This is a genomic window from Microbacterium xerophyticum (genome assembly GCF_053543555.1).
Genome location: NZ_JBLVOB010000007.1, coordinates 708221 through 730089 on the forward strand (window position 1 = coordinate 708221; position 21869 = coordinate 730089).

The following is a 21869-nucleotide window of genomic DNA, read 5'->3' on the forward strand; positions in this document are numbered from 1 at the left end:
CCCCGCGTTCGCCTGCTCTGGCTGATCGCGGTCGTCATCGTGCTGATCCTGCTCTTCGCGGCATCCGTCGCGATCGGGTCGCGCGACGTCACCTGGGCGGACATCGTCGCCGGACTCTCCGGCTCGACCGACAGCATCAGCGAGGCCGCCGTGGTCAAACGCGCCCCGCGGACCATGCTCGCCGTGCTCGTCGGCGCCGCTCTGGCACTGTCGGGCGCGGTCATGCAGGGCGTGACCCGCAACCCGCTCGCCGACCCCGGCATCCTCGGCGTCAACATGGGCGCCTCACTGGCCATCGTCATCGGTATCGCCTGGTTCGGGCTCTCCTCCGCCGACGGCTACCTCTGGGTGGCGATCATCGGCGCCGGCGCAGCCGCCGTCTTCGTCTACACGGTGGGCTCGCTCGGTCGCGGTGGAGCCACCCCCCTCAAACTCGCTCTCGCAGGCGCCGCCACCTCCGCCGCACTCGCATCCTTCGTCACCGCCGTCTACCTGCCCCGTGGCGACATCTCCGGTGTCGTGCGCTCCTGGCTGGTCGGCGGCGTCGGCGGCGCCTCCTGGACATCGATCCAGCAGATGCTCCCGTTCCTCGTGGTCGGCGCCGCCATCACGCTGCTCTCCGCCCGAGGTCTCAATTCCCTCGCACTCGGAGACGACCTCGCGGCCGGTCTCGGCGAGCGCGTCGCCGTCGTGCGCGCGTCCTCCGCGCTCGGCGCCGTTCTCCTGTGCGGGGCTGCGACCGCCATCGCGGGTCCGATCGCGTTCGTCGGACTCATGATCCCGCACGCCTGCCGTCTGCTCGTGGGCGTCGACCACCGCTGGCTGCTGCCCTTCTCGGCGCTCAGCGGAGCGTGCCTCGTCGTGGCGGCCGACATCCTCGGGCGGATCGTGGCCCGCCCGGGCGAGATCGACGTCGGCATCATCACGGCCGTCGTCGGCGCCCCGGTCTTCATCGCCATCGTCCGCCGTCAGAAGGTGCGTGCGCTGTGACCGTTCAGACATCGACGCACTCGCCCGCCACAAGCATGGACGACGTCGCGACCGCGATCGCACGCGGCCGCGGTCGCCGCCACCGTCGGCGCCGTGGCGTGATCGTGGTGCTCACCACCCTCATCGTGCTGATGTTCGCCGTCTCGCTCATGGTCGGCAACACCTTCTATCCGCTCGGCGACGTCATCGGCGTGATCCTCGGGCAGGACGTCGACGGCGCGACGTTCACCGTCGGTCGCCTCCGTCTGCCGCGTGCCGTGCTGGCGGTGATCGTCGGGCTCAGTTTCGGCGTCGCCGGCGTCACCTTCCAGACCATGCTGCGCAATCCGCTCGCGAGTCCCGACATCATCGGCATCAGTGCCGGAGCCAGTGCCGCGGCGGCCTTCGCCATCATCGTCCTCGGCCTGAGCGGGACGATGGTCTCCGTCTTCGCGATCGTCGCAGGACTGGTCGTGACGGTCGTCATCTACCTGCTGTCGACCAGTTCGGGTTCGGCAGGCACCCGGCTCATCCTGATCGGCATCGGCATCGCGGCGATGCTCGAAGCCCTCACGCAGTACGTGCTCTCGCGCGCCGGTCAGTGGGAGCTGCAGGAGGCGCTGCGCTGGCTGACCGGAAGCCTCAACGGCAGCACCTGGAACCAGGTGCTGCCCACACTCGCCGCGCTCATCGTCCTCGGTGCGCTGCTGCTCAGCCGGTCGCGCGATCTCGACGCGATGCGCCTCGGTGAGGACACGGCCTCCGCCCTCGGCGTGCGCGTCGACCGCACCAGACTCATCGTCGTGATCGCCGCGGTCGGACTGATCGCCTTCGCCACGGCCGCCACGGGGCCCATCGCCTTCGTGGCCTTCCTGTCCGGTCCGATCGCCGCTCGGATCGTCGGCCCGCACGGATCGATGCTCATCCCCTCGGCGCTCGTGGGCGCACTGCTCGTGCTCGTCGCCGACTTCGTCGGACAGAACCTCGTCGGGATGCGCTACCCCGTCGGCATCGTCACCGGCATACTCGGCGCCCCGTACCTCGTGTATCTCATCATCCGCACCAACCGCGCGGGAGGGTCGCTATGACCGCATCGCACACGCTCGTCGCCGAGCAGCTCACTCTGGGATACGGCGATCGGAGCGTGATCGAGGAGCTCGATCTGTCCGTTCCGCCGGGGAAGATCACCACGATCGTCGGCCCCAACGCGTGCGGCAAGTCCACCCTGCTGCGCTCGATGTCACGACTGCTCGCCCCTCGTACGGGCCAGGTCGTCCTCGATGGCGCGTCGGTGCACCGGATGCCGGCGAAGCAGCTCGCACGCACGCTCGGCCTGCTGCCGCAGTCGCCGATCGCTCCAGAGGGCATCACCGTGGCCGACCTGGTCGGACGCGGACGGCATCCGCATCAGGGCATCTTCACGCGCTGGACCCGCGAGGACGACGAGGCCGTGGCCGAGGCGCTGCTGGCGACCGACACCGTCGCGCTCGCGGACCGCGCCGTGGACGAGCTCTCGGGAGGGCAGCGCCAGCGCGTGTGGATCGCGATGGCACTCGCGCAGCACACCGATCTGCTGCTGCTGGACGAGCCGACGACCTTCCTCGACGTGAGCCATCAGGTCGAGGTGCTGGATCTGCTCACCGATCTGAACCGGCGTCGCGGGACGACGATCGTCATGGTGCTGCACGATCTGAACCTCGCCGCCCGTTACGCGGATCACCTCATCGCGCTCAGCGGCGGACGCGTGCATTCGGCAGGCGATCCGACGAGCGTGCTGACGCCGACGATGGTGCAGTCCGTGTTCGGCATCGAGAGTCAGGTGATCGTCGATCCGACCTCCGGCAAACCGCTGATGCTGCCGATCGGGCGGCATCACATGCGGCAGCCGTAGAGCCTCACGAGGCCGGGACGGCCTCTTCGAGCAGAGGGGTCAGGTTCTCGACGGTGTAGAGCGCCGCCTGAGGGGACCCGAGCGAGTACGCAGCCGAGATGTCGCCGTCGATGACGATGGCACGGTTCTCCTCCACGGCGCTGAGCTTGCGCCACTGCGGGTCGTCGGTGATCTCGGTGGTCTCGATGTAGATCGGGAAGGCGACGATCAGGTCTGCCTCCATCGCGTCCAGTTCCTCGCTGGAGATCGAGACCGAGAAGCCCCCCGAGTTGACCGGGATCTCCTGGATCGTCGGGTTCTGCACGAAGCCGAAGCGCTCCATGGTCTCGACCCGGTTGCTCCCTTCGATGTATGCGCCCCAGCCCTCGCTGGTCCTCGTGGCGGCCGTCACCGTCTTGCCCTGCCATTCCGGATGCGCCTCGGCGGCCTCCGTGTAGGCGGTCTCGATCTCGTCCAGCAGCGCTTCGCCCTCTTCCGGCACGCCGAGAGCGGTCGAGATCATCTCCACCTGCTGCTGCTGGGTCGTCAGGTAGCTTTCGCCGCCCTCCGGAACGCTGACGGTCGTCGCGATCTCGGCCAGGCGGTCGTAGCGATCCTGGTCACCGCTGCCGCGCACGTCGAGGATGAGGTCGGGCTCGAGCGCCGCGATGGCCTCGTAGGACGGTTCGAGCGTGTCGATGATCTCCGGGGAGGTGTCGTAGAGGCCCTCCGCCCACGGTCCGACGCCGTCGCCGCCGAAGGCGAGCCAGTCCGACGCCCCGACGGGCTGGACGCCGAATGCGAGCGCCGTCTCGGCGTCGCCCCACCCGAGGGCGACGACTCGCTGCGGCGCGCTCTCGATCGTGATGTCTCCGAAAGCGGTCTCCACGGTCTGCGGGAACGATCCTGTCGTCGAGGTCTCGCCGGTCGGCTCCTCCTTGTCCGCGCCGGCGGAGCTCGCACATCCCGTCAGCGTCACTGCCAGAAGGGCGACGACCGCCGCGAACTTGTGCCTCGAGTTCATCCGTTGCTGCCTTTCAGGCTCATCTCCGGGTCGTGGGCCGTCTGCCCACCCCATTCTTCATCCAGCTTAGGTTAGCCTAAGCTGGATGGGTGACCCCACCGTCGATCGCACGCGCGAGCCCCGCAGGCGGTGCCTCCGCAGCCGAGCGACCGCCGAGCGGACGACGCCTCCTGGGATTGCTGGTCATCGCGATCCTGCTCGTCACCGTCACCATGCTCAGTCTGATGATCGGGGCTCGCGACGTGCCGCTGCGGGTCGTCTGGGAGACGCTGATCGGCATCTCAGCCGATCGCGACGCCGAGACGGTGCTCGGGCTGCGCATTCCCCGCACCGTCCTCGGACTGCTGGTGGGCGCAGGGCTCGGAGTCGCCGGAGCGCTGATCCAGGCGGTGACACGCAATCCGCTCGCCGATCCCGGCATCCTCGGCGTGAACGCCGGCTCCGCATTCGCGGTCGCGATCGCCGTCGGAGTGTTCGGGATCACGTCCCCACCCGCGTACCTGTGGTTCGCGTTCGGCGGCGCCCTGGTCACGACGATCGTGGTGTACCTCATCGGGTCGGCGGGACGAGCATCGATCAGCCCTGCGCGCATAACTCTGGCCGGGGTCGCGATCGGCGCCGTGCTGGCCGGCATCACCTCCGCCATGGTGCTCGCCGATCCGAAGGGCTTCAACGCGATGCGGGCGTGGGAGTCGGGCGCGATCGCCGATCGGGGATGGGAGGTCGTCGCCGTGGCAGCGCCGTATCTCGCCGTCGGTCTCGTGCTCGCCCTGCTGCTGGGACGCTCCCTCAATGCGGTCGCGCTCGGAGACGATCTCGCCCGCGCTCTCGGATCGAGCGTGCCGAGCACTCGGATCCTGGCGATCGTCGCGGTCACGCTGCTGTGCGGAACCGCCACAGCCATGGCCGGTCCGATCGTGTTCGTCGGGCTCATGATCCCGCATCTCGCCCGGTGGATCGTCGGTCCGGATCAACGGTGGATCATCGCCTACTCGATGCTGCTCGCACCCATCCTGCTGGTCGCCGCCGACGTCCTCGGCCGCATCCTGCTGCGCCCCGGTGAGATACCGGTGGGCATCGTGACGGCGTTCCTCGGAGCGCCGGTGCTGATCCTCCTCGTCCGCACGCAGAGGGCGAGCGCGCTGTGACGGTCAACACTCGCGCGCCGCGCCGCAGGCGTGTGCCGGACGGCCATCTCGCACTGCCCGTTCCCGGCGGACGCATACCGATCCCGCGGCGGGGTCTCCTCGTCGGCACGATCGCGTCGTCGGCCATCATCGTCGTCGCCGTGACCGCCCTGACCCTCGGGGACTACCCGCTCACCGTGCCCGAGGTGATCGCGGCGCTGTTCAGCGACCAGGGGTTCGCGAGCAGGATCGTCGGAGAATGGCGTCTTCCCCGGATCGTGGCGGCCATCGTCTTCGGTGCGGCGCTCGGAGCCTCGGGCGCGCTCTTCCAGACACTGACGCGGAACCCGCTCGGCTCACCCGACATCATCGGGTTCTCCACCGGCGCGTACACCGGAGCGATCCTCGTGATCACGATCGCGGGCGGCGGATTCATCGCCGTCTCAGCGGGCGCCCTGGCAGGCGGACTCGCGACCGCCGCCGTCGTCTACGTGCTGGCATGGCGCAACGGAGTGCAGGGATTCCGCCTCATCATCGTCGGGATCGCCGTCACCGCTCTGCTCAGCAGCGTGAACACCTTCCTCCTCCTCCGAGCGCAGACCGAGGTCGCGATGAGCGCTGCCATCTGGGGCGCCGGTTCGCTCTCGCTCGTCGGCTGGGATCAGATCGCGGTCACCGCGATCCCCCTCCTGCTGCTCGCCGTCGGCACCATGATCGTCATCCGACCGCTGCGACAGCTCGAGCTCGGCGACGACGCGGCGCACGCTCACGGAGTGCGACCCGAACCCGTGCGCCTGCTGGTCATGGTGGTGGGCGTCGCCCTCATCGCGATCGTCACCGCGGCCTCCGGTCCGATCGCCTTCATCGCCCTCGCCGCGCCTCAGATCGCCCGCAGGTTGAGCGCCAGCGCCGGAATCCCGGTGGCGGGATCGGCGATCGTCGGGGCGTTCCTCCTGCTCGCCGCCGACGTCATCGGCCAGCATGTCGTCCCCGGGTCGGCTCCCGTCGGCATCGTCACGGTCGTGATCGGCGGCATCTATCTCATCGCACTGCTCGTCAACGAAGCACGAAGGCAACTGTAGACATGACCGCACCGGATACTCGCCTCCACGCCGACGATCTCACCCTGGCCTACGATCGTCGGGTCGTCTCGGAACAACTGTCCATCAGCATCCCGGATCAGTCGTTCACCGTGATCGTCGGGCCGAACGCATGCGGGAAGTCCACCCTGCTGCGCGCTCTGTCGCGTCTGCTCCTCCCGAGCAGAGGAGAGGTCGTGCTGGACGGCAAGGCGATCTCGTCGTACCGGGCGAAGGAGGCCGCGCGCATCATCGGGCTCCTGCCGCAGAGCTCGATCTCCCCGGAGGGAATCACGGTCGTCGACCTCGTCGGACGTGGCCGATATCCGCACCAGGGACTCATCCGGCAGTGGACCGACCAGGATCAGGATGCCGTCGAGGCCGCGATGCTCGCGACGAACATCGTCGATCTGCGGGCCCGACAGGTGGACGAGCTCTCCGGCGGTCAGCGACAGCGTGTCTGGGCGGCGATGGCGCTGGCGCAGCAGACGCCGATCCTGCTCCTCGACGAGCCGACAACGTTCCTGGACATCGCCCACCAGATCGAGCTCCTCGACCTGTTCGCAGACCTGCACTCGGCCGGGAACACCCTCGTCGCGGTCCTGCACGACCTCAACCACGCGTCCAGGTACGCCACCCACCTCGTGGCGATGCGGGACGGGAGGGTCATCGCCGAGGGCGCACCGAAGGAGATCGTGACGTCGACGCTCGTGCGCGAGGTGTTCGGCCTGGAGTGCCGGGTCATCGAGGATCCGGCGACGGGCACGCCCATGGTCGTCCCGGAATCGAGAGCGGTGCGGACCGCGCACGTGTGAACGCGTTGCCTGACGCCGACGCCCCCGCTCGGCATCGACGCCCCCTCTGAACCACGCAGACCGGAGGGGGCGCCGGCGCCTGAAGGGGGCGTCGATGCTCACCGGCACCAGCGCTAACGTGGGGTCATGCGGATGACGTCGGCGGTGCGCAGCGCGAAGCGCGCACCCTTGCTGCAGGTCGTGAAGTCGGCCGTGGCGACGATCGCCGCCTGGCTGATCGCCGGCTGGCTGGTGCCAGGACCGCTGCCGGTGTTCGCGGCGATCGCCGCATTGCTCGTAGTATTGCCGAGCGTGAACCAGTCGTTCACGAAGGCGATAGAGCGCAGCGCCGGGGTGATCGTCGGCGTCGTGATCGCGACGGGACTCAGCCTGCTGCTGGGACCGCAGAGCTGGGTGGTCCTGCTCGCGATCGTGGTCGCGATGCTGGTGGCATGGGTGTTCCGTGCGACGCCGGGGATGGGAAATCAGGTCGCGATCTCGGCCATGCTGGTGCTCGCGCTGGGTTCATCCAGCCCCCAGTACGCCCTGGACCGCATCGTCGAGACGCTGATCGGCGTCGCGATCGGCATCATCGTCAACGCGCTGATCGTGCCCCCCGTGCTCACCGAGCCGGCACGGAGGGATCTCGGCCTGCTGGGCACGGAGATCGCCGCCAGTCTCGACCGGCTGGCCTCGGCGCTGCCGACTGCGCAGACACCCGCTCAGCTTCAGGGATTGATGGTGGAGGCGCGACTGCTGCGGCCGATGCGCGATGCCGCCGAAGCATCCATCACCGCGGGCGAGGAATCGCTCACGCTCAATCCGCGCCGTTCGCAGCGCGGCGACCTCGCCGAGATGCGCGCACTTCTGGACAGGCTCTCCCCGATCGTCACGCAGGTGATCGGGATGACGCGAGCGTACTTCGACCACTACGACGACACTCTTGCCGACGAACCGACGGTGCATGCGATCGCCGAGCAGCTTCGCCGGGCGGGCCACGATGTGCGCCTTGCCGTGCAGGTCGCCGACGTCGCACCCGAACCGTCATCGGAGACCTCGGCGATCCCGGCGCTGACCGCTCCGCTGCAGGTGAAGCCGCCGGCATCCGGTCACTGGATCCTGATCGGCTCGCTCATGGAGGATCTGCGCCGCGTCCGCGACGAGCTCGTCGGCGAGGAGTCCCCCCCCGGGCCGGAGTGGCGCGTCGAACCATACACCCGTCAGTGGATTTCACGGATGTCAGCCGAAACCGGCCGATCTGTGCTGACATCTGTGTTCTGGACTGACATCTGTCACCGGGGCGCCGGTCGTACGCTGGAATCATGACCGACACGATGACCGTCCCCGAGGTGCTCAGCGAACTCGCGGCCCTCGAGGACCCGAAGATGCGCGCCGCGAACGAGAAGCGCGGCGACGACCACGGCATCAACCTGTCGAAGATGCGGGGGCTCGCGAAGCAGATCAAGACGAACCATCCCCTGGCGAAGGAGCTGTGGTCGACCGGTGAGACCGCGCCGCGCCTGCTCGCGATGCTGATCTGCACGCCGCGCGCGTTCACAGCGGACGAGCTCGACGCGATGCTGCGTGAGACGCATCCGCCGAAGGTCAACGACTGGTTCGTGAACTACATCGCCAAGAAGTCGCCGCTCGCCGAGCAGATGCGTCAGCGGTGGTTCGACGACCGCGATCCGACGGTCGCCGCCGCCGCGTGGTCACTGACCAGCGAACGCGTCGCGAAGAACCCCGAAGGGCTCGACCTCGAGGATCTGCTCGACCGCATCGAGCGCGACATGAAGGATGCGCCGGCACGGCCGCAGTGGTCGATGAACGAGACGCTCGCGCAGATCGGCATCCATCATCCGCACCTCCGCGCCCGCGCGCTGGAGATCGGCGACCGGCTGCAGGTTCTCGCCGACTACCCGACCGCGCCGGGATGCACCTCGCCGTTCGCGCCGATCTGGATCAACGAGATCGTCAGACGCCGCGAGGGCTGACTCTAGGCTGAGTGCATGAGCACGCACATCGCCGCCGAGCCCGGTCAGATCGCCCCCATCGTCCTGTTCCCCGGCGATCCGCTGCGCGCCAAGTGGATCGCCGACACCTTCCTCACGGATGCGCAGCTCTATTCGGAGACGCGCGGGATGCTGGGGTTCACCGGCACCTGGAACGGGCACCGCGTCTCGGTGCAGGGGTCGGGCATGGGCCAGCCGTCCATGGCGATCTATGCGACCGAGCTGTTCAAGGACTATGACGTGCAGACGATCGTGCGGGTCGGCTCGTGCGGAGCGCTGACCGAGCGGCTCGCCGTGCGCGACATCATCATCGCGAACGGCGCCTGCACGGATTCCGGCATCAACCGCGTGCGGTTCAACGGACTCGACTACGCCCCTGTCGCCGACTTCTCGCTGCTGCGCGCGGCGGTCGAGGCGAGTGAGACCATGTCGCTGGACGCCGCCGTGCACGTCGGGCTGCTGTTCTCGAGCGACCAGTTCTACAGCACGCGGCCCGAGCTGACCGAGCCGTTCGTCGCCCACGGTGCACTGGGCGTCGAGATGGAGACCAGCGGGCTGTACACGCTGGCGGCGTTCCACGGACGTCGGGCGCTGAGCATCTGCACCGTCTCCGATCACATCGTGACCGGCGAGGAGACCACCGCGCAGGAGCGCGAGCAGACCTTCGGCGACATGATCGAGATCGCTCTGCGCGCGGCGACGGCCTGATCTCCGGCATCCCGCCGACCGTCGATCGCGACGCTCGGTAGGCTGAATCGGATATGACAGGCACGACGTCGACACCCGGCAGTGTGATCCGGACCCCCGGGATCATCGCACTGATGTCGATGTCGGCGCTGGGCTTCGCGGGCTTCGGCGCGCTCGTGTCGACGGTGCCGCTGTCGGCCGTGCGCGGCGGCGCGGACGAAGGCGGCGGCGGCCTCGTGAACGCCGTGATGATGGCCGCGACCGTCGCGGTGCAGACGACCGTCCCGGCAGCACTGCGCCGCTTCGGATGGACCCCGACGCTCGTGGCCGGTGTGGCGCTGCTCGGTACACCGTCGCTGCTGCTGCTCCTCACTGATGCTCTGCCTGCGATCCTCACGATCTCCGCCGCACGCGGCGCCGGCTTCGCGGTGATCACCGTGTGCGGATCGTCCGCGGTGGCGATGCTGGTGGACCCCGCCCGCCGCGGCCGTGCGATCGGCCTCTACGGTCTGTCGATCGCCGCCCCGCAGATCTTCCTCGTGCCGACGTCGGTGTGGATCGCGGAGAACATCGGCTTCTGGGTCGTCTTCGCCATCGGAGCAGCTCCGCTGCTCGCAACGGTCCCCGCGTTCCTCCTCGCCCGACGACTCGACCGGATGTCGCAGTCACCGGCGTCCGATCATGTCGCACACGGGACGAGCGCACGGGTGTGGCTCGCACTGACCGCGCCGAGCGTGGTCCTGCTCACGATCACCGCCCCTGGTGGGGCGCTGCTCACTTTCGTGCCGCAGTTCCCCGAGGTGGGCGGCTTCGCGGTCGCCGGTCTGTTCGCACTCACGGCGTGCGCCGCGATCGCCCGCTGGCTCGTCGGCGGGCCGGCTGATCGTTTCCGGCATCTGGCGTTCCAGCCGCCGTTGCTCCTGATCGGAGCGTCGGGGCTCGCACTGTGCGTGTGGTCGATGCTCGGCGGAGGAGGCGCGGCCCTGGTCGGCGGAATGGCGCTCACCGGCGTCGCGTACGGCGCACTGCAGAACGTCACGCTGATCGAGTCGTTCGCTGCGGTCGGACCCCGCCACCGCGACGTCGCGAGCGCCGTCTGGAATATCGGCTTCGACTGCGGCACCGGCATCGGCGCGCTGGTGGTGGGCTTCATCGCCGCAGGCACCGACTTCAGCGTCGCGCTGGCCACGACTTCGGTGCTCTGCATCATCGTCGCGATCGTCGTGCTGGTGCGCATCCTGGTCGGTCGGCGTCGCCGACGTCGACGCATTCGAATCGAACCGTGAGGAACCTCCCCTGCAGTGAGGGATGATCGAAGGACCATGACTTCTTCCGCGCGCCTCGATCCGACCTCCCTGCGCGACACCGAGGGCGCGATCGACCCGGATGCCGTCTACCTGGCATTCGTCGAATGGGCTGAGGGCACCGGCATCCAGCTGTACCCGGCGCAGGACGAGGCCGTCATCGAGATCGTCTCCGGACAGAATCTGATCCTCTCCACTCCCACCGGCACCGGAAAGTCCCTCGTCGCCATCGGCGCGCATTTCGCGGCGCTCGTCGAGGGCCGCCGCAGCTACTACACCGCGCCGATCAAGGCCCTCGTGAGCGAGAAGTTCTTCGCGCTCGTCGACATCTTCGGCCCTGAGAACGTCGGCATGATCACGGGCGACTCCTCCGTGAACGCGGACGCGCCGATCATCTGCTGCACAGCGGAGATCCTCGCGAACCTGGCGCTGCGTCAGGGGCCGTCGGCCGACGTCGGCCAGGTCGTGATGGACGAGTTCCACTTCTACGCCGACCCCGATCGCGGCTGGGCGTGGCAGGTGCCGCTGCTGTCTCTGCCGCAGACGCAGTTCATCCTGATGTCGGCGACGCTCGGCGATGTGACCGCGCTGGCCGAGGATCTGACCCGCCGCACAGGACGCGAGACGGCGACGGTCACGGGTGTCGAGCGGCCGGTACCGCTGCACTTCTACTACGAGCTGACGCCGATCCACGAGACCGTCGACGATCTGCTGACGACCGGCCAGGCGCCGATCTACGTCGTGCACTTCTCGCAGGCCGCCGCGATGGAGCGCGCGCAGGCGCTGTCGAGCATGAAGATCGCCACGCGAGAGCAGCGCGATCAGATCGCCGAGCTCATCGGAGAGTTCCGCTTCACGACCGCGTTCGGCAAGACGCTGTCCAAGTTCCTGCGCGCCGGCATCGGCGTGCACCACGCGGGCATGCTGCCGAAGTATCGCCGGCTCGTCGAGCAGCTGGCGCAGCGCGGCATGCTGCGCGTGATCTGCGGCACCGACACGCTCGGCGTCGGCATCAACGTGCCGATCCGCACGGTGCTGCTCACGGCGCTGACGAAGTTCGACGGCACGCGCATGCGACAGCTCAACGCCCGCGAGTTCCATCAGATCGCCGGTCGTGCGGGCCGCGCCGGCTTCGACACCGCCGGCACAGTGGTCGCCCAGGCACCCGAGCACGAGACCGAGAACGCCGCGCTGATCCGAAAGGCCGGTGACGACCCGAAGAAGAAGCGCAAGATCATCCGCAAGAAGGCACCGGACGGTTTCGTGTCGTGGGGAGAGCCGTCGTTCCGCAAGCTGATCGATGCCGAGCCGGAGACGCTGACCTCGCACATGCAGATCACGAGCGCGATGATGCTCAACGTGATCGGGCGCGGCGGCGACGTGTTCGGCAATATGCGCGCGCTGGTATACGACAATCACGAGCCTCGAGCGCGGCAGCGGATGCTGGCGATCCGGGCGCTGGGAATCTATCGGACGCTGCGGGAATCGGGGATCGTCGAGCAGACGGCAGACGGAGAGATCCGTCTCACGGTCGATCTGCAGCCGAACTTCGCACTCAACCAGCCGCTGTCGCCGTTCGCGCTGGCCGCATTCGAGCTGTTGGATCCGGATGCCGCGACCTTCGCCCTCGACATGATCTCGATCGTCGAGGCGACGCTCGACGATCCGCGTGCGGTGCTGAGCCAGCAGGAGTTCCTCGCGCGAGGCGACGCGGTCGCGGAGATGAAGCGCGAAGGCATCGAGTACGACGAGCGGATGGAGCTGCTCGAGCAGATCACGTATCCGAAGCCTCTCGAAGAGCTGCTCGGCGCGGCCTTCGACACGTACAGCGCTGCGCAGCCGTGGATCCGTGACTTCGAACTGCACCCGAAGGCCGTCGTCCGCGACATGTACGAACGTGCCATGTCTTTCGGGGAATATGTCGCGTACTACAAGATCGCCCGCTCGGAGGGCGTCGTGCTGCGGTATCTCTCGGACGCGTACCGCGCGGCGTCGCAGACGATCCCGGAGGATCTCAAGAACGAGGATCTGCGCGATCTGATCGAGTGGCTCGGCGAGCTCGTTCGCCAGGTCGACTCGAGCCTCCTGGATGAGTGGGAGGAGCTGCGCTCGGGCACCGACAACGGAGTGGTCGACCTTCCCCGCCATGACGACGAGCCGATCGTGCCGCCGGCGCCGAAGCGTCTGACCTCCAACGTGCGCGCGTTCCGCATCCTGGTGCGCAACGAGCTGTTCCGCCGCGTGCAGCTCGCCGCCCGCGAGGACGTCGACGCGCTCGCGGCGCTCGACTCCTCGTTCGGCGAAGCCGGCTGGAACGACGCCCTCGACGCCTACTTCGCCGAGCACGACGACATCCTCACCGGCCCTGATGCGCGAAGCTCGAAGCTGCTGCTCCTCACCGAGGGCCAGGCGCAGTGGACCGCGCGTCAGATCATCGACGACCCCTCCGGTGACCACGACTGGGGCATCTCCGCGACGATCGATCTCGCTGCATCCGATGAAGCCGGCGAAGCGGTCGTGACAGTGACCGCGGTGGACCGGCTCTAGGTGCTCGATCGCGGCCGGTCGATCCGCGAGACGAAGTGGAGTGGAGCATCGAGCGGATTCTCCGGCTCCATGTCGCCTTCGCCGATGCGGCGGAAACCGGATTTCTCGAGCGCACGCCACGACGCCGTGTTCCCCGCCACCACCGGCACGATGACGGCCGGGCAGTCGGGGTAGCTCGACCACGTGTCGGCGACGATCGCGCGGATGATCGCCGTCCCCAGACCGCGCCCCGTCCGAGCGGAGTCCGCGACGAAGTAGTCGATCGTGACCGCGCCGGACGGCACATCGACGATCGCGCTGAGCTCACGGAAGTCCTCCGCGTAGTCCTCTATGCGCGAGCGCTGCACGAGGGCTTCGGGTGTCCCGTCCACCGACACGAGCAGATCCTCCCCGGCCTCGTCGCCGCGGGTGCCCGGTCCGAAGTCGCGAGCCACCCCGTCGGGAGTGAAGTCGTGATGCCAGTACCGGTGCACGTGCGGCCGCGACAGCCAGTCCGAGAGCAGCGGGAAGTCGGCCTCGACGACCGGTCGCCACGTGATCGTCTCCGCTGATGTCGGGGCATCGTCCATCCCGCCATGCTCGCCCGCCTCGCGTCATCGGGCAACCCCGAGCGTCGACCGGCTCCAGACCGCGTTCAGCCGTGCATCCGCGGGTCCTCGGTCGGATCGGAGTACGCCGGCGGGCAGCCTGAGGCGACAGCATCCGGTCGCAGTTCGTAGTGCCACGACTCGTTGCCGTAGATCTGGCACAGCCCGTACTGCGCGCCGTGCTGGGCGAGCCAGTCGGTCGCCGTGAGCGGACCGATGTCGACGGCATCCCCCGACACGTGCGCTGAGGTCTGCGCCGTCGCGACCCAGCGTGCCGCCTCCTCCTCCGAGCCGTAGTCATCGACCGCCGCGCGCAGCAGGAAGCTCTGATACTCCGGCGATCGCCAGCCGCTGTTGACGTCGAACTCGACACCGCTCGCCTCGGCATCCGTGGCCGCCCGGCGCAGTGCGTCGAGGAGCGCGGGGTTCAATCGGGTCACGGCCGGCGCCTGGTCCTCGAACACGGACAGCCCTTCGCCCTCGGCGATGTAGCCGTGCTCGGAGGTGAGGACGGAGCCCGAATCGCCGATGGGCTCGAACACGACAGGCTGCCCTGACCCGCCGGCGATCTCTGCGAGCGACCGGGACCCGTTGGCCACCACGAGCACGAGGGCTATGACGAGCGCGATCAGGGTGACGACGAGCGCGGCCACCGCACGACGCTGCTGGCGGCGGGCGTCCGCAGGCGAAGTCGGCGGAGGGGCGAGCACATGGGTGGTTCTCATGCATCCAGCGAACCCGGCGCGACGTTGCGACGCCGTATGCGTTTCTTCATACGCTCCCGATATGCGCGGGTGCGTAGGATCTGAGCACATGGAAGCAGACTCATGCGCGTGCTGATCGTCGAGGACGAACCGTACCTGGCGGAGGCGGTGCGCGATGGTCTGCGGCTCGAGGCGATCGCCGCCGACATCGCGGGTGACGGCGACACCGCGCTCGAGCTGCTGAGCATCAACTCGTACGATCTCGCCGTGCTCGATCGCGACATCCCCGGCCCTTCCGGTGATGAGGTCGCGCGCTGGATCGTGGACTCCGGCAGCGGCATCCCGATCCTCATGCTCACCGCCGCCGACCGCCTCGACGACAAGGAGTCGGGATTCGAACTCGGTGCCGACGACTATCTCACCAAACCGTTCGAGATGCGCGAACTCGTGCTGCGGCTGCGCGCCCTCGACCGGCGACGCACGCACGTGCGCCCTCCGGTGCACGAGGTCGCCGGCCTCCGCCTCGACCCGTTCCGCCGCGAGGTGTACCGCGATGACCGCTACGTCGCACTGACGCGCAAGCAGTTCGCCGTGCTGGAGGTGCTCGTCAGTGCCGCGGGCGGCGTGGTCAGCGCCGAGGAGCTGCTCGAGCGGGCATGGGACGAGAACGCCGACCCCTTCACGAACGCCGTGCGCATCACGGTCTCATCGCTGCGCAAGAGGCTCGGCGAGCCATGGCTGATCCTGACGGTGCCGGGTGTGGGCTATCGGATGGACACGGATGCCGCCGATGGCTAGGCGCCGCGGCATGAGCGCTCGGCTCAAACTGACGCTGAGCTACGCCGGATTCCTGATGGTCGCGGGGGTGCTGCTGCTGGCGGTGGTCGCGCTCTTCCTGCTGCGCTACGTGCCGGACGGGCAGATCAGGACCATGGGCCCCTTCGTGCCCAACCGCTCCGACCTGGTGCGCGCGTTCGTGCCGCCGACGATCGCGGCGCTCGTCTTCCTCCTCGCGCTCGGCCTGGTCGGGGGCTGGTTCCTCGCGGGTCGGATGCTGGCGCCGCTGACCCGGCTCAATGAGGCCGCTCGCCTCGCGGCCGATGGTTCGCTCTCGCATCGCGTCGACATGCCGGGTGCGAAGGACGAGTTCCGCGACCTCGCTGACGTGTTCGACACGATGCTCGCGCGACTCGAGGCGCACGTCGAGGAGCAACGGCGCTTCGCCTCGAACGCCTCGCACGAGTTGCGTACGCCCCTGGCGATCTCGCAGGCGATGCTCGAGGTCGCGCGCGAGGATCCTGAGCGCGACGTCGACGTTCTCATCGACCGCCTGCAGGACGTCAACGCACGGGCGATCGCTCTGACCGAAGCGCTGCTCCTGCTGGCCAGGGCCGACCGCGGCACGTTCAGTCGCGAGCGCGTCGAGCTGTCGCTGCTGGCCGAAGAAGCGGTGGAGAGCCTGCATCCGCTCGCCGATCGGCGGGGCGTGACACTCGACATCCGGGGCACGACGGCCTCTGTCGACGGCTCCCCTGCGCTGCTCCAGCAGCTCATCGTCAACCTCGTGCACAATGCGATCGTGCACAACATCGCGGTGGGCGGCAGCGTCGAGGTGCGCACCGAGATGACCCAGCGCGGTGCCGTGGCAGTCATCGAGAACAGCGGCGAGGTGATCCCTGCGCACCTCCTGGCCACACTGCGCGAGCCGTTCCAACGCGGTGCCGGCCGCTTCCGCAGCACGGACGCGGCCCATGCCGGCGCCGGACTCGGGCTCGCGATCGCCGACGGGATAACGCGGGCCCACGGCGGAACGCTCGAGCTGGAGCCGCGCAGCGGCGGCGGGCTCATCGTCACAGTGCGGCTGCCGGTCGAGTGAGGTCGGCGGGCGCCTCGATGCTCGCCCGCTTCCGCTCGCACGCTTGGCTCGCACGGTTGGGCGGAGAACGCACCCTTGGGCGGAGAAATCCTGCAGATTGTTCCGCCCATCACTGCGAATTCCGCCCATCCGGGTGGACAGACTGAGCCGACCCACGTGGTGGCGCAGCATCCGCTCGTCTCAGCCCGTAGCCCGCAGCATCCGAGCCGCCACCTCGCGCAGCGCCCGCCGCACCTCGTCGCCTTCGAGCACCTCGAACTCGATCCCACTCATACCGATGTAGAGCGCGAATTCTTCCGGCGAACGAGACCCGGCGGTGAGGATGCTGGTGCCGTCGCCCTCTGCCTCGACCGTCGCGACTGTGGCGTCGAAGTGCTGCGACACCACGTCGGCAGACGCGTGCATGCGCAGACGGGCCCGATACGGGTACGGCGCCGTGGTGATGCTGCGGGTCGTGAACTCCCGCAGAGCGTCATCGGGGATGTCGCGCCGAGGGAACTCCTCGCGCAGCTGCACCGGTCGGCGGATGCGGTCGACCCGCAGTGTGCGCCACGCCTCATGCTCCGGCACCCAGGCGATCAGGTACCAGCGCTCCGCGGTGTGCACGATCCGGTGCGGCTCGATGATCCGTTGCACCTCGGCACCGTCGTGGCGCGTGTAGTCGATGCGCAGCCGCATCCGTCCGGCGATCGCCGATGCTGCGGCCGTCACCACGCCCAGATCGACGTCCGGCCACACGCCACCCGTGAGCGGCACCATCGCCTGCTCGACCTCGCTGATCTGCTGCCTGGTCGCCGGTGACAGCGACTGCTCGAGCTTGGCGAGCGCCCGCGCCGCGGCATCCTCCATTCCGGTGACCACGCTGCCGGCCGCAGCACGCAGCCCGACCGCGATCGCGACGGACTCATCAGGTGCGAGTGCGAGCGGCGGTACCTCGGCCCCGGCGCCGAGGCGGTAGCCGCCGTGCCGCCCCCGCGTCGCCTCGATGCCGTAGCCGAGCTCGCGCAGATCGTCGATGTCGCGCCGCAGCGTGCGATCGCTCACCTCGAGGCGATCGCGCAGTTCAGCGCCGCTCCACTCCCGCCGCACCTGGAGCAGGGAGAGAAGGGCGAGCGTGCGTCCGGTGGTGCGAGTCATGACTCCATCCTCATTCGCTATCAGGACACATTATGTCCTTTTAGATCGAGAGGATGAAGTCATGAACACGAACGAGAACGTCCGCCCCTTCCGTATCGAGATCTCGGACTCCGCGGTCGCAGACCTCCGCAGTCGACTCACCGATGCCCGGTTCACGCATCCGCTTCCGGTCGATGACCGCAGCACGGGCATCCCCTCGTCCGAGCTGCAGGCCCTCATCGCGCACTGGTCCGATCACGACTGGCGTGCGACCGAAGAGCGTCTGAACGCCCTGCCGCAGATCATCACGACCATCGACGGGCAGAACCTCCACGCCGTGCACGTGCGATCGCCGCATCCTGACGCGACGCCGTTGCTGCTCATGCACGGCTGGCCCGGATCGTTCCTCGAGTTCGAGAACCTGATCGGCCCCTCACCGATCCGGTCGCACACGGCGGCGACGCATCCGACGCGTTCGATGTCGTGATCCCGTCACATCCGGGATTCGGATTCTCGATGCCACTGGTCGGCCGCGATTGGAAGCGCAGCGACATCGCCGTGGTGATGCTCGAGCTGATGACCAGGCTCGGATATGAGCGCTTCGCCGTGCAGGGCGGCGACATGGGTGCGGGGGTGGCACCTGAGATAGGGCGGCTCGCGCCCGAGCGCGTGATCGGCGTGCACGCGAACGGCTCGCTCGGTTCATTCGTCGGGCAGGTCGACGACGAGACGGCGGCGGCGCTCACACCGCTCGAGCAGGACCGGCTGCGTCGGGTCGGCGAATTCATGCAGAAGGAGTTCGGCTACATCGCGATCCAGTCCACGCGGCCGGCGCTGATCGGCGCGATGACCGCAGACAGCCCTGTGGCCCAGTTCGCGTGGATCCATGACAAGTTGCAGGAGTGGACGCATCCGGCCGAGACACCGGTCGCTTCGCTCATCGGCGAGCAGTTCCTCTTCGACAACGCCGCGCTGTACTGGTTCACCGCGACGGGCGGCTCGGCGGCGTATGTCGGGTACGCGCAGGATGCCGGCTGGGGCGCCGAGCCCGAAAGTTCAGGGGTTCCCACCGCCGTGATCGTGTTCGCACACGACGTCGGCCTGCGGTTCGCCGAGGAGAAGGCGAACAACATCGTCCGCTGGACGGATGTCGAGGGCCGCGGCGGACACTTCGCCGCGCTTGAGGAACCGGAGATGCTGCTGGCGGACGTGCGGGCGTTCTTCCGCGGGCTGCGCTGAGCCTGGTTCGGATGCAGGGCCTCGGGCGGACTGACATCCCACCGCTTCGGGAGGAGAACTCCGTGTTTGGGGGGGGAATACCCCGTATTCCTCCTCCCAACCGCGAGAACTCCGCCCATCAGTGCGCGGCATCGAAGCGCGAATGCGCCCGACAGCCGCGAAGCGCGGTCAGGCGACCTTGGTGCCGCGCGTCGCGGCGAGCTCCTGCCCGTACACGCGTGCCGACTCCTCGGCCTTGCCCTTGAGCTCGTTCGCGACCTCTGTGAAGGCGTCGAGGGCCGGGTTCACGCCGACGAGGGTGAACGGGCGCTGCACGACGCGCAGGTCGAGACCCCAGACGTCCTCGAGCACGCGACGCAACCATCCGGTGGAGTGGTCCCAGCCCTCCTTGGGCGTTCCCGGGGCGTAGTTTCCGCCGAGCACGGTGACGAGCGTCGCGGGCTTGCCGTTCAGCGCGGTTCCCTCCGGATCGATGCGGGGGTCGGTGTAGGCGAGGTCGAACCAGGTCTTGAAATGCTGCGAGACGCCGTAGTTGTACAGCGGCACGGCGAACAGCAGCGCGTCCGCGCCGATCAGCTCGTCCGCGAAGGTGGCCGCGAGGGCGCGGGCGGCGTTCTGCTGCTCGCTGCGCTGGTCCTCTGCGACGAACTTCGACGTGACGGCATCCGCCCACACCGTCGCGGGGACGGGGTCGGCCGCGAGGTCGCGCCTGGTCACGATCGAGTCGGGGTGGGATGCCGTCCACTCGGCCTCCACGAGATCGGCGAGCGAGCGGCTGGCGGATGTGGCGGGGAGGATGCTGGCATCCAGGCGGAACAGGGACATGAAGGACCTTTCGTTTTCGGAGTCGCTCTGTTTTTATTAGCGACTCGCGTTAACGTAGCACAGGTATGATGGGGGCATGGCCGAGGCCGAAACAGCGATCCACGTGTGTGACGCCGCTGTCACACTGGCCTTCAGCGTGCTCGGAAAGCGCTGGAACGGCATGATCGTGTCGTCACTCGGCGGAGGCCCTGCCACGTTCGTGGCACTGCGCCGCGCCGTGTCCGGCATCAGCGACACCGTGCTCTCCGACCGTCTCGCCGAGCTCGCTCAGGCGGGGCTCGTCGACCGCACGGTCGACGCCGGCCCGCCGGTGACCGTGTCGTACGCGTTGACGGACAGCGGCGAGAGGCTGCTGCCGATCCTCAGCGAACTCGGTCAGTGGGCGGCTGCGAACCTCGAGGTCCCCTCGCACTGACGCACCTCATTCGGAGGGCCGACACGCCACCTGTCGGACGTATTGCGCCGGAGGGTCCGACATCTGGCGTGTCGGCCCCCGAGGTGGTTGGCGACGGGTCGCGTCAGGCGCCGCGGCAAAGGCCGCTCACCAGGGGTTGGGCTTGTAATCCTTCAGGAACACCCCGTGCACGTCGACGCCCGCCTCGCCCTGCACGATGGGGTCGTACACGCGCGCGGCGCCGTCGACGAGGTCGAGCGGGGCGTGGAAGCCCTCCTCGGCGAGGCGCACCTTCGTGTGGTGCGGGCGCTCATCCGTGATCCAGCCGGTGTCGACGGCGGTCATCAGGATGCCGTCGGTCTCGAGCATCTCGCCGGCGCTGGTGCGGGTGAGCATGTTGAGCGCCGCCTTGGCCATGTTCGTGTGCGGGTGTCCAGGCCCCTTGTAACGACGCGAGAACTGGCCCTCCATCGCCGAGACGTTCACCACGTACTTGCGATGCGCGTCAGACGAGGCCATCGATGCCCGCAGGCGGCTGATCAGCAGGAACGGTGCGGTGGTGTTCGCGAGCTGCACCTCGAGCATCTCGAGCGGGTCGACCTGCTCGACGGACTGCACCCAGCTGTTGACGCGGTTGATGTCCGGGACGAGGCCGCCGGCGTCGATCGCACTGCCGTCGGCGTGCTTCTCCAACGACGACGATCCGGGCGCCATCGCGAGCCGTGCGAGGTCTTCGGCCGTGAGCGCCTGTCCGCCCTGCTCCGCCACAGTGCCGCCGAGGGCGGCCACTGACAGCAGCGGGTTGGAGTCGACGGATGCCTGCAGCGCCTGCGGATGCGGATCGACCGTGTGCCCGAACGTCTCCATCTCGGGCAGCGGTCCGTCGGGGAGCGGTTGCATCTCGGCATCCGCCAGCAGCGAGTACGCACCCGGCGAGCGCCTGACCGTCTGCGCGGCGTTGTTGATGAGGATGTCGAGCGGACCCTGGGCCGCGACCGAATCGGCGAGCGCGATCACCTGTGCCGGATCGCGCAGGTCGATGCCGACGACGCGCAGCCGGTGCAGCCAGTCTGCGGCATCCGGCAGTGACGAGAACCGGCGCACGGCATCGCGCGGGAACCGTGTGGTGATCGTCGTGTGGGCGCCGTCGCGCAGCAGCCGCAGAGCGATGTGCATGCCGATCTTGGCGCGGCCGCCGGTGAGCAGCGCCCGCTTGCCTGTGAGGTCGGTGCGGGCGTTGCGCTTGCCGTGACTGAAGCGCGCGCAGTCGGGGCAGAGCTGGTGGTAGAACGCATCGACGAGCGTGTACGGCTGCTTGCAGATGTAGCAGTTGCGCGGCTTGAGCAGTTCGCCGGCGATCGGGGCGTCCACCGTCGTCTTCAGGTCGTTGCCGCGCGTCTCGTCGTCGATCCGGTCGGGTGCGCCTGTCGCGGTGTTGGCGACCACGGCCTTGTCGGCCGCGGCGATCGCGTCGCGGATCTCCTTGCGGCGCACGCGCTTGACAGCCTTGAACATCGCCGCAGTCGCGCGGCGGACGGCGATGTAATCGGGATGCTCTTCGCTGATCTTGTCCATCGATGCGAGAACCCGCAGCGTCGTCTCGAGATCCGCCGGGTCGAGGCCGTCGCCGAGGTCAGAGGTGTCGGCAGCGGGCGCATCGGTCATTGTGCCGATTTTACGCGAGCGGGCTGGGAGAAGCCGCCGCGGGGGGGCGA

At 68.6% G+C, this 21869-nt stretch carries 22 protein-coding genes; 16 read left to right on the forward strand and 6 right to left on the reverse strand.

The window, feature by feature from the left end:
* The 3 genes from ACNPNP_RS14900 to ACNPNP_RS14910 all read left to right on the forward strand — a co-directional run.
* The coding region (locus ACNPNP_RS14900) for a FecCD family ABC transporter permease (protein ID WP_448966804.1) at positions 1 to 990 on the forward strand (990 nt) is incomplete at its 5' end.
* Positions 991 to 1025: 35 nt separating this feature from the next.
* The gene (locus tag ACNPNP_RS14905) at positions 1026 to 2057 is read left to right on the forward strand and encodes a FecCD family ABC transporter permease (protein WP_448967268.1); all 1032 of its coding nucleotides are present in this window, start codon (positions 1026 to 1028) and stop codon (positions 2055 to 2057) included.
* Positions 2054 to 2860, forward strand: a complete 807-nt coding sequence (locus ACNPNP_RS14910; protein WP_448966805.1) for an ABC transporter ATP-binding protein — start codon at positions 2054 to 2056, stop codon at positions 2858 to 2860. Before ACNPNP_RS14905 ends, ACNPNP_RS14910 begins: the two co-directional genes overlap by 4 nt.
* A 4-nt stretch (positions 2861 to 2864) precedes the next feature.
* Here the strand turns inward: ACNPNP_RS14910 and ACNPNP_RS14915 are convergent, their stop codons facing one another.
* The gene (locus tag ACNPNP_RS14915; protein WP_448966806.1) at positions 2865 to 3863 is read right to left on the reverse strand and encodes an iron-siderophore ABC transporter substrate-binding protein; all 999 of its coding nucleotides are present in this window, start codon (positions 3861 to 3863) and stop codon (positions 2865 to 2867) included.
* Between the two features lie 89 nt (positions 3864 to 3952).
* Here ACNPNP_RS14915 and ACNPNP_RS14920 point away from each other — a divergent pair, with 89 nt between their 5' ends.
* The 8 genes from ACNPNP_RS14920 to ACNPNP_RS14955 all read left to right on the forward strand — a co-directional run bounded on the left by ACNPNP_RS14920 (position 3953) and on the right by ACNPNP_RS14955 (position 13413).
* On the forward strand, positions 3953 to 5011 hold the full coding sequence (locus tag ACNPNP_RS14920; RefSeq protein WP_448966807.1) for an iron chelate uptake ABC transporter family permease subunit: 1059 nt from the start codon (positions 3953 to 3955) through the stop codon (positions 5009 to 5011).
* Positions 5008 to 6072 carry a FecCD family ABC transporter permease gene (locus ACNPNP_RS14925; protein WP_448966808.1) on the forward strand — a complete coding sequence of 355 codons (1065 nt, stop codon included), beginning with the start codon at positions 5008 to 5010 and terminating at the stop codon, positions 6070 to 6072. The genes ACNPNP_RS14920 and ACNPNP_RS14925 overlap by 4 nt, the downstream gene beginning before the upstream one ends.
* 2 nt (positions 6073 to 6074) lie before the next feature.
* A complete protein-coding gene (locus ACNPNP_RS14930) occupies positions 6075 to 6884 on the forward strand; it encodes an ABC transporter ATP-binding protein (RefSeq protein ID WP_448966809.1) in 810 nt (269 codons plus the stop codon).
* A gap of 126 nt (positions 6885 to 7010) precedes the next feature.
* Positions 7011 to 8189, forward strand: a complete 1179-nt coding sequence (locus ACNPNP_RS14935) for an FUSC family protein (RefSeq protein WP_448966810.1) — start codon at positions 7011 to 7013, stop codon at positions 8187 to 8189.
* Positions 8186 to 8857, forward strand: coding sequence for a DNA alkylation repair protein (locus ACNPNP_RS14940; protein WP_448966811.1), 672 nt, complete (start codon positions 8186 to 8188; stop codon positions 8855 to 8857). Before ACNPNP_RS14935 ends, ACNPNP_RS14940 begins: the two co-directional genes overlap by 4 nt.
* 15 nt (positions 8858 to 8872) lie before the next feature.
* Positions 8873 to 9583 carry a purine-nucleoside phosphorylase gene (gene deoD, locus ACNPNP_RS14945; RefSeq protein ID WP_448966812.1) on the forward strand — a complete coding sequence of 237 codons (711 nt, stop codon included), beginning with the start codon at positions 8873 to 8875 and terminating at the stop codon, positions 9581 to 9583.
* Between the two features lie 53 nt (positions 9584 to 9636).
* Entirely contained in the window at positions 9637 to 10848 is a 1212-nt protein-coding gene (locus ACNPNP_RS14950; protein ID WP_448966813.1) for an MFS transporter, read from the forward strand.
* A gap of 36 nt (positions 10849 to 10884) precedes the next feature.
* Positions 10885 to 13413, forward strand: a complete 2529-nt coding sequence (locus ACNPNP_RS14955) for a DEAD/DEAH box helicase (RefSeq protein ID WP_448966814.1) — start codon at positions 10885 to 10887, stop codon at positions 13411 to 13413.
* Here the strand turns inward: ACNPNP_RS14955 and ACNPNP_RS14960 are convergent.
* Both ACNPNP_RS14960 and ACNPNP_RS14965 read right to left on the reverse strand, forming a co-directional pair.
* Positions 13410 to 13982: a GNAT family N-acetyltransferase gene (locus ACNPNP_RS14960; RefSeq protein ID WP_448966815.1), complete on the reverse strand. Its 573-nt coding sequence runs from the start codon at positions 13980 to 13982 to the stop codon at positions 13410 to 13412. The two genes, ACNPNP_RS14955 and ACNPNP_RS14960, sit on opposite strands and share 4 nt — an antisense overlap.
* Positions 13983 to 14047: 65 nt before the next feature.
* Complete coding sequence (locus tag ACNPNP_RS14965; protein ID WP_448966816.1) at positions 14048 to 14725, reverse strand: M15 family metallopeptidase; 678 nt, start codon at positions 14723 to 14725, stop codon at positions 14048 to 14050.
* Between the two features lie 102 nt (positions 14726 to 14827).
* Between ACNPNP_RS14965 and ACNPNP_RS14970 the strand changes: the two genes are divergently transcribed.
* Entirely contained in the window at positions 14828 to 15502 is a 675-nt protein-coding gene (locus ACNPNP_RS14970) for a response regulator transcription factor (RefSeq protein ID WP_448966817.1), read from the forward strand.
* Between the two features lie 10 nt (positions 15503 to 15512).
* Positions 15513 to 16580 (forward strand): sensor histidine kinase, encoded by a 1068-nt coding sequence (locus ACNPNP_RS14975; protein WP_448966818.1) that lies wholly within the window; start codon positions 15513 to 15515, stop codon positions 16578 to 16580.
* A gap of 180 nt (positions 16581 to 16760) precedes the next feature.
* On the opposite strand, the gene ACNPNP_RS14980 is transcribed toward ACNPNP_RS14975, so the two are convergent.
* Entirely contained in the window at positions 16761 to 17717 is a 957-nt protein-coding gene (locus ACNPNP_RS14980; RefSeq protein WP_448966819.1) for a helix-turn-helix transcriptional regulator, read from the reverse strand.
* A gap of 61 nt (positions 17718 to 17778) precedes the next feature.
* Between ACNPNP_RS14980 and ACNPNP_RS14985 the strand changes: the two genes are divergently transcribed.
* Positions 17779 to 18183 carry an epoxide hydrolase N-terminal domain-containing protein gene (locus ACNPNP_RS14985; RefSeq protein ID WP_448966820.1) on the forward strand — a complete coding sequence of 135 codons (405 nt, stop codon included), beginning with the start codon at positions 17779 to 17781 and terminating at the stop codon, positions 18181 to 18183.
* Between the two features lie 29 nt (positions 18184 to 18212).
* On the forward strand, positions 18213 to 18935 hold the full coding sequence (locus ACNPNP_RS14990) for an alpha/beta fold hydrolase (protein WP_448966821.1): 723 nt from the start codon (positions 18213 to 18215) through the stop codon (positions 18933 to 18935).
* A gap of 168 nt (positions 18936 to 19103) precedes the next feature.
* On the opposite strand, the gene ACNPNP_RS14995 is transcribed toward ACNPNP_RS14990, so the two are convergent.
* Entirely contained in the window at positions 19104 to 19760 is a 657-nt protein-coding gene (locus ACNPNP_RS14995; protein ID WP_147039975.1) for an FMN-dependent NADH-azoreductase, read from the reverse strand.
* A gap of 76 nt (positions 19761 to 19836) precedes the next feature.
* Here ACNPNP_RS14995 and ACNPNP_RS15000 point away from each other — a divergent pair, with 76 nt between their 5' ends.
* The gene (locus tag ACNPNP_RS15000) at positions 19837 to 20175 is read left to right on the forward strand and encodes a winged helix-turn-helix transcriptional regulator (RefSeq protein ID WP_448966822.1); all 339 of its coding nucleotides are present in this window, start codon (positions 19837 to 19839) and stop codon (positions 20173 to 20175) included.
* 126 nt (positions 20176 to 20301) lie between these two features.
* On the opposite strand, the gene ACNPNP_RS15005 is transcribed toward ACNPNP_RS15000, so the two are convergent.
* Positions 20302 to 21819 carry an SDR family NAD(P)-dependent oxidoreductase gene (locus tag ACNPNP_RS15005; protein WP_448966823.1) on the reverse strand — a complete coding sequence of 506 codons (1518 nt, stop codon included), beginning with the start codon at positions 21817 to 21819 and terminating at the stop codon, positions 20302 to 20304.
* Positions 21820 to 21869: the final 50 nt, after the last annotated feature.

Coding starts and splice junctions, on each gene's coding strand:
- ACNPNP_RS14995 (WP_147039975.1), bottom strand. CDS start 19,760: ATGTCCCTGTTCCGCCTGGATGCCAGCATCCTCCCCGCCACATCCGCC.
- ACNPNP_RS14915 (WP_448966806.1), bottom strand. CDS start 3,863: ATGAACTCGAGGCACAAGTTCGCGGCGGTCGTCGCCCTTCTGGCAGTG.
- ACNPNP_RS14935 (WP_448966810.1), top strand. CDS start 7,011: ATGCGGATGACGTCGGCGGTGCGCAGCGCGAAGCGCGCACCCTTGCTG.
- ACNPNP_RS14910 (WP_448966805.1), top strand. CDS start 2,054: ATGACCGCATCGCACACGCTCGTCGCCGAGCAGCTCACTCTGGGATAC.
- ACNPNP_RS14955 (WP_448966814.1), top strand. CDS start 10,885: ATGACTTCTTCCGCGCGCCTCGATCCGACCTCCCTGCGCGACACCGAG.
- ACNPNP_RS14990 (WP_448966821.1), top strand. CDS start 18,213: ATGCCACTGGTCGGCCGCGATTGGAAGCGCAGCGACATCGCCGTGGTG.
- ACNPNP_RS14975 (WP_448966818.1), top strand. CDS start 15,513: ATGAGCGCTCGGCTCAAACTGACGCTGAGCTACGCCGGATTCCTGATG.
- ACNPNP_RS14965 (WP_448966816.1), bottom strand. CDS start 14,725: ATGAGAACCACCCATGTGCTCGCCCCTCCGCCGACTTCGCCTGCGGAC.
- ACNPNP_RS14930 (WP_448966809.1), top strand. CDS start 6,075: ATGACCGCACCGGATACTCGCCTCCACGCCGACGATCTCACCCTGGCC.
- ACNPNP_RS14940 (WP_448966811.1), top strand. CDS start 8,186: ATGACCGACACGATGACCGTCCCCGAGGTGCTCAGCGAACTCGCGGCC.
- ACNPNP_RS15005 (WP_448966823.1), bottom strand. CDS start 21,819: ATGACCGATGCGCCCGCTGCCGACACCTCTGACCTCGGCGACGGCCTC.
- deoD (WP_448966812.1), top strand. CDS start 8,873: ATGAGCACGCACATCGCCGCCGAGCCCGGTCAGATCGCCCCCATCGTC.
- ACNPNP_RS15000 (WP_448966822.1), top strand. CDS start 19,837: ATGGCCGAGGCCGAAACAGCGATCCACGTGTGTGACGCCGCTGTCACA.
- ACNPNP_RS14980 (WP_448966819.1), bottom strand. CDS start 17,717: ATGACTCGCACCACCGGACGCACGCTCGCCCTTCTCTCCCTGCTCCAG.
- ACNPNP_RS14970 (WP_448966817.1), top strand. CDS start 14,828: ATGCGCGTGCTGATCGTCGAGGACGAACCGTACCTGGCGGAGGCGGTG.
- ACNPNP_RS14950 (WP_448966813.1), top strand. CDS start 9,637: ATGACAGGCACGACGTCGACACCCGGCAGTGTGATCCGGACCCCCGGG.
- ACNPNP_RS14960 (WP_448966815.1), bottom strand. CDS start 13,982: ATGGACGATGCCCCGACATCAGCGGAGACGATCACGTGGCGACCGGTC.
- ACNPNP_RS14905 (WP_448967268.1), top strand. CDS start 1,026: ATGGACGACGTCGCGACCGCGATCGCACGCGGCCGCGGTCGCCGCCAC.
- ACNPNP_RS14985 (WP_448966820.1), top strand. CDS start 17,779: ATGAACACGAACGAGAACGTCCGCCCCTTCCGTATCGAGATCTCGGAC.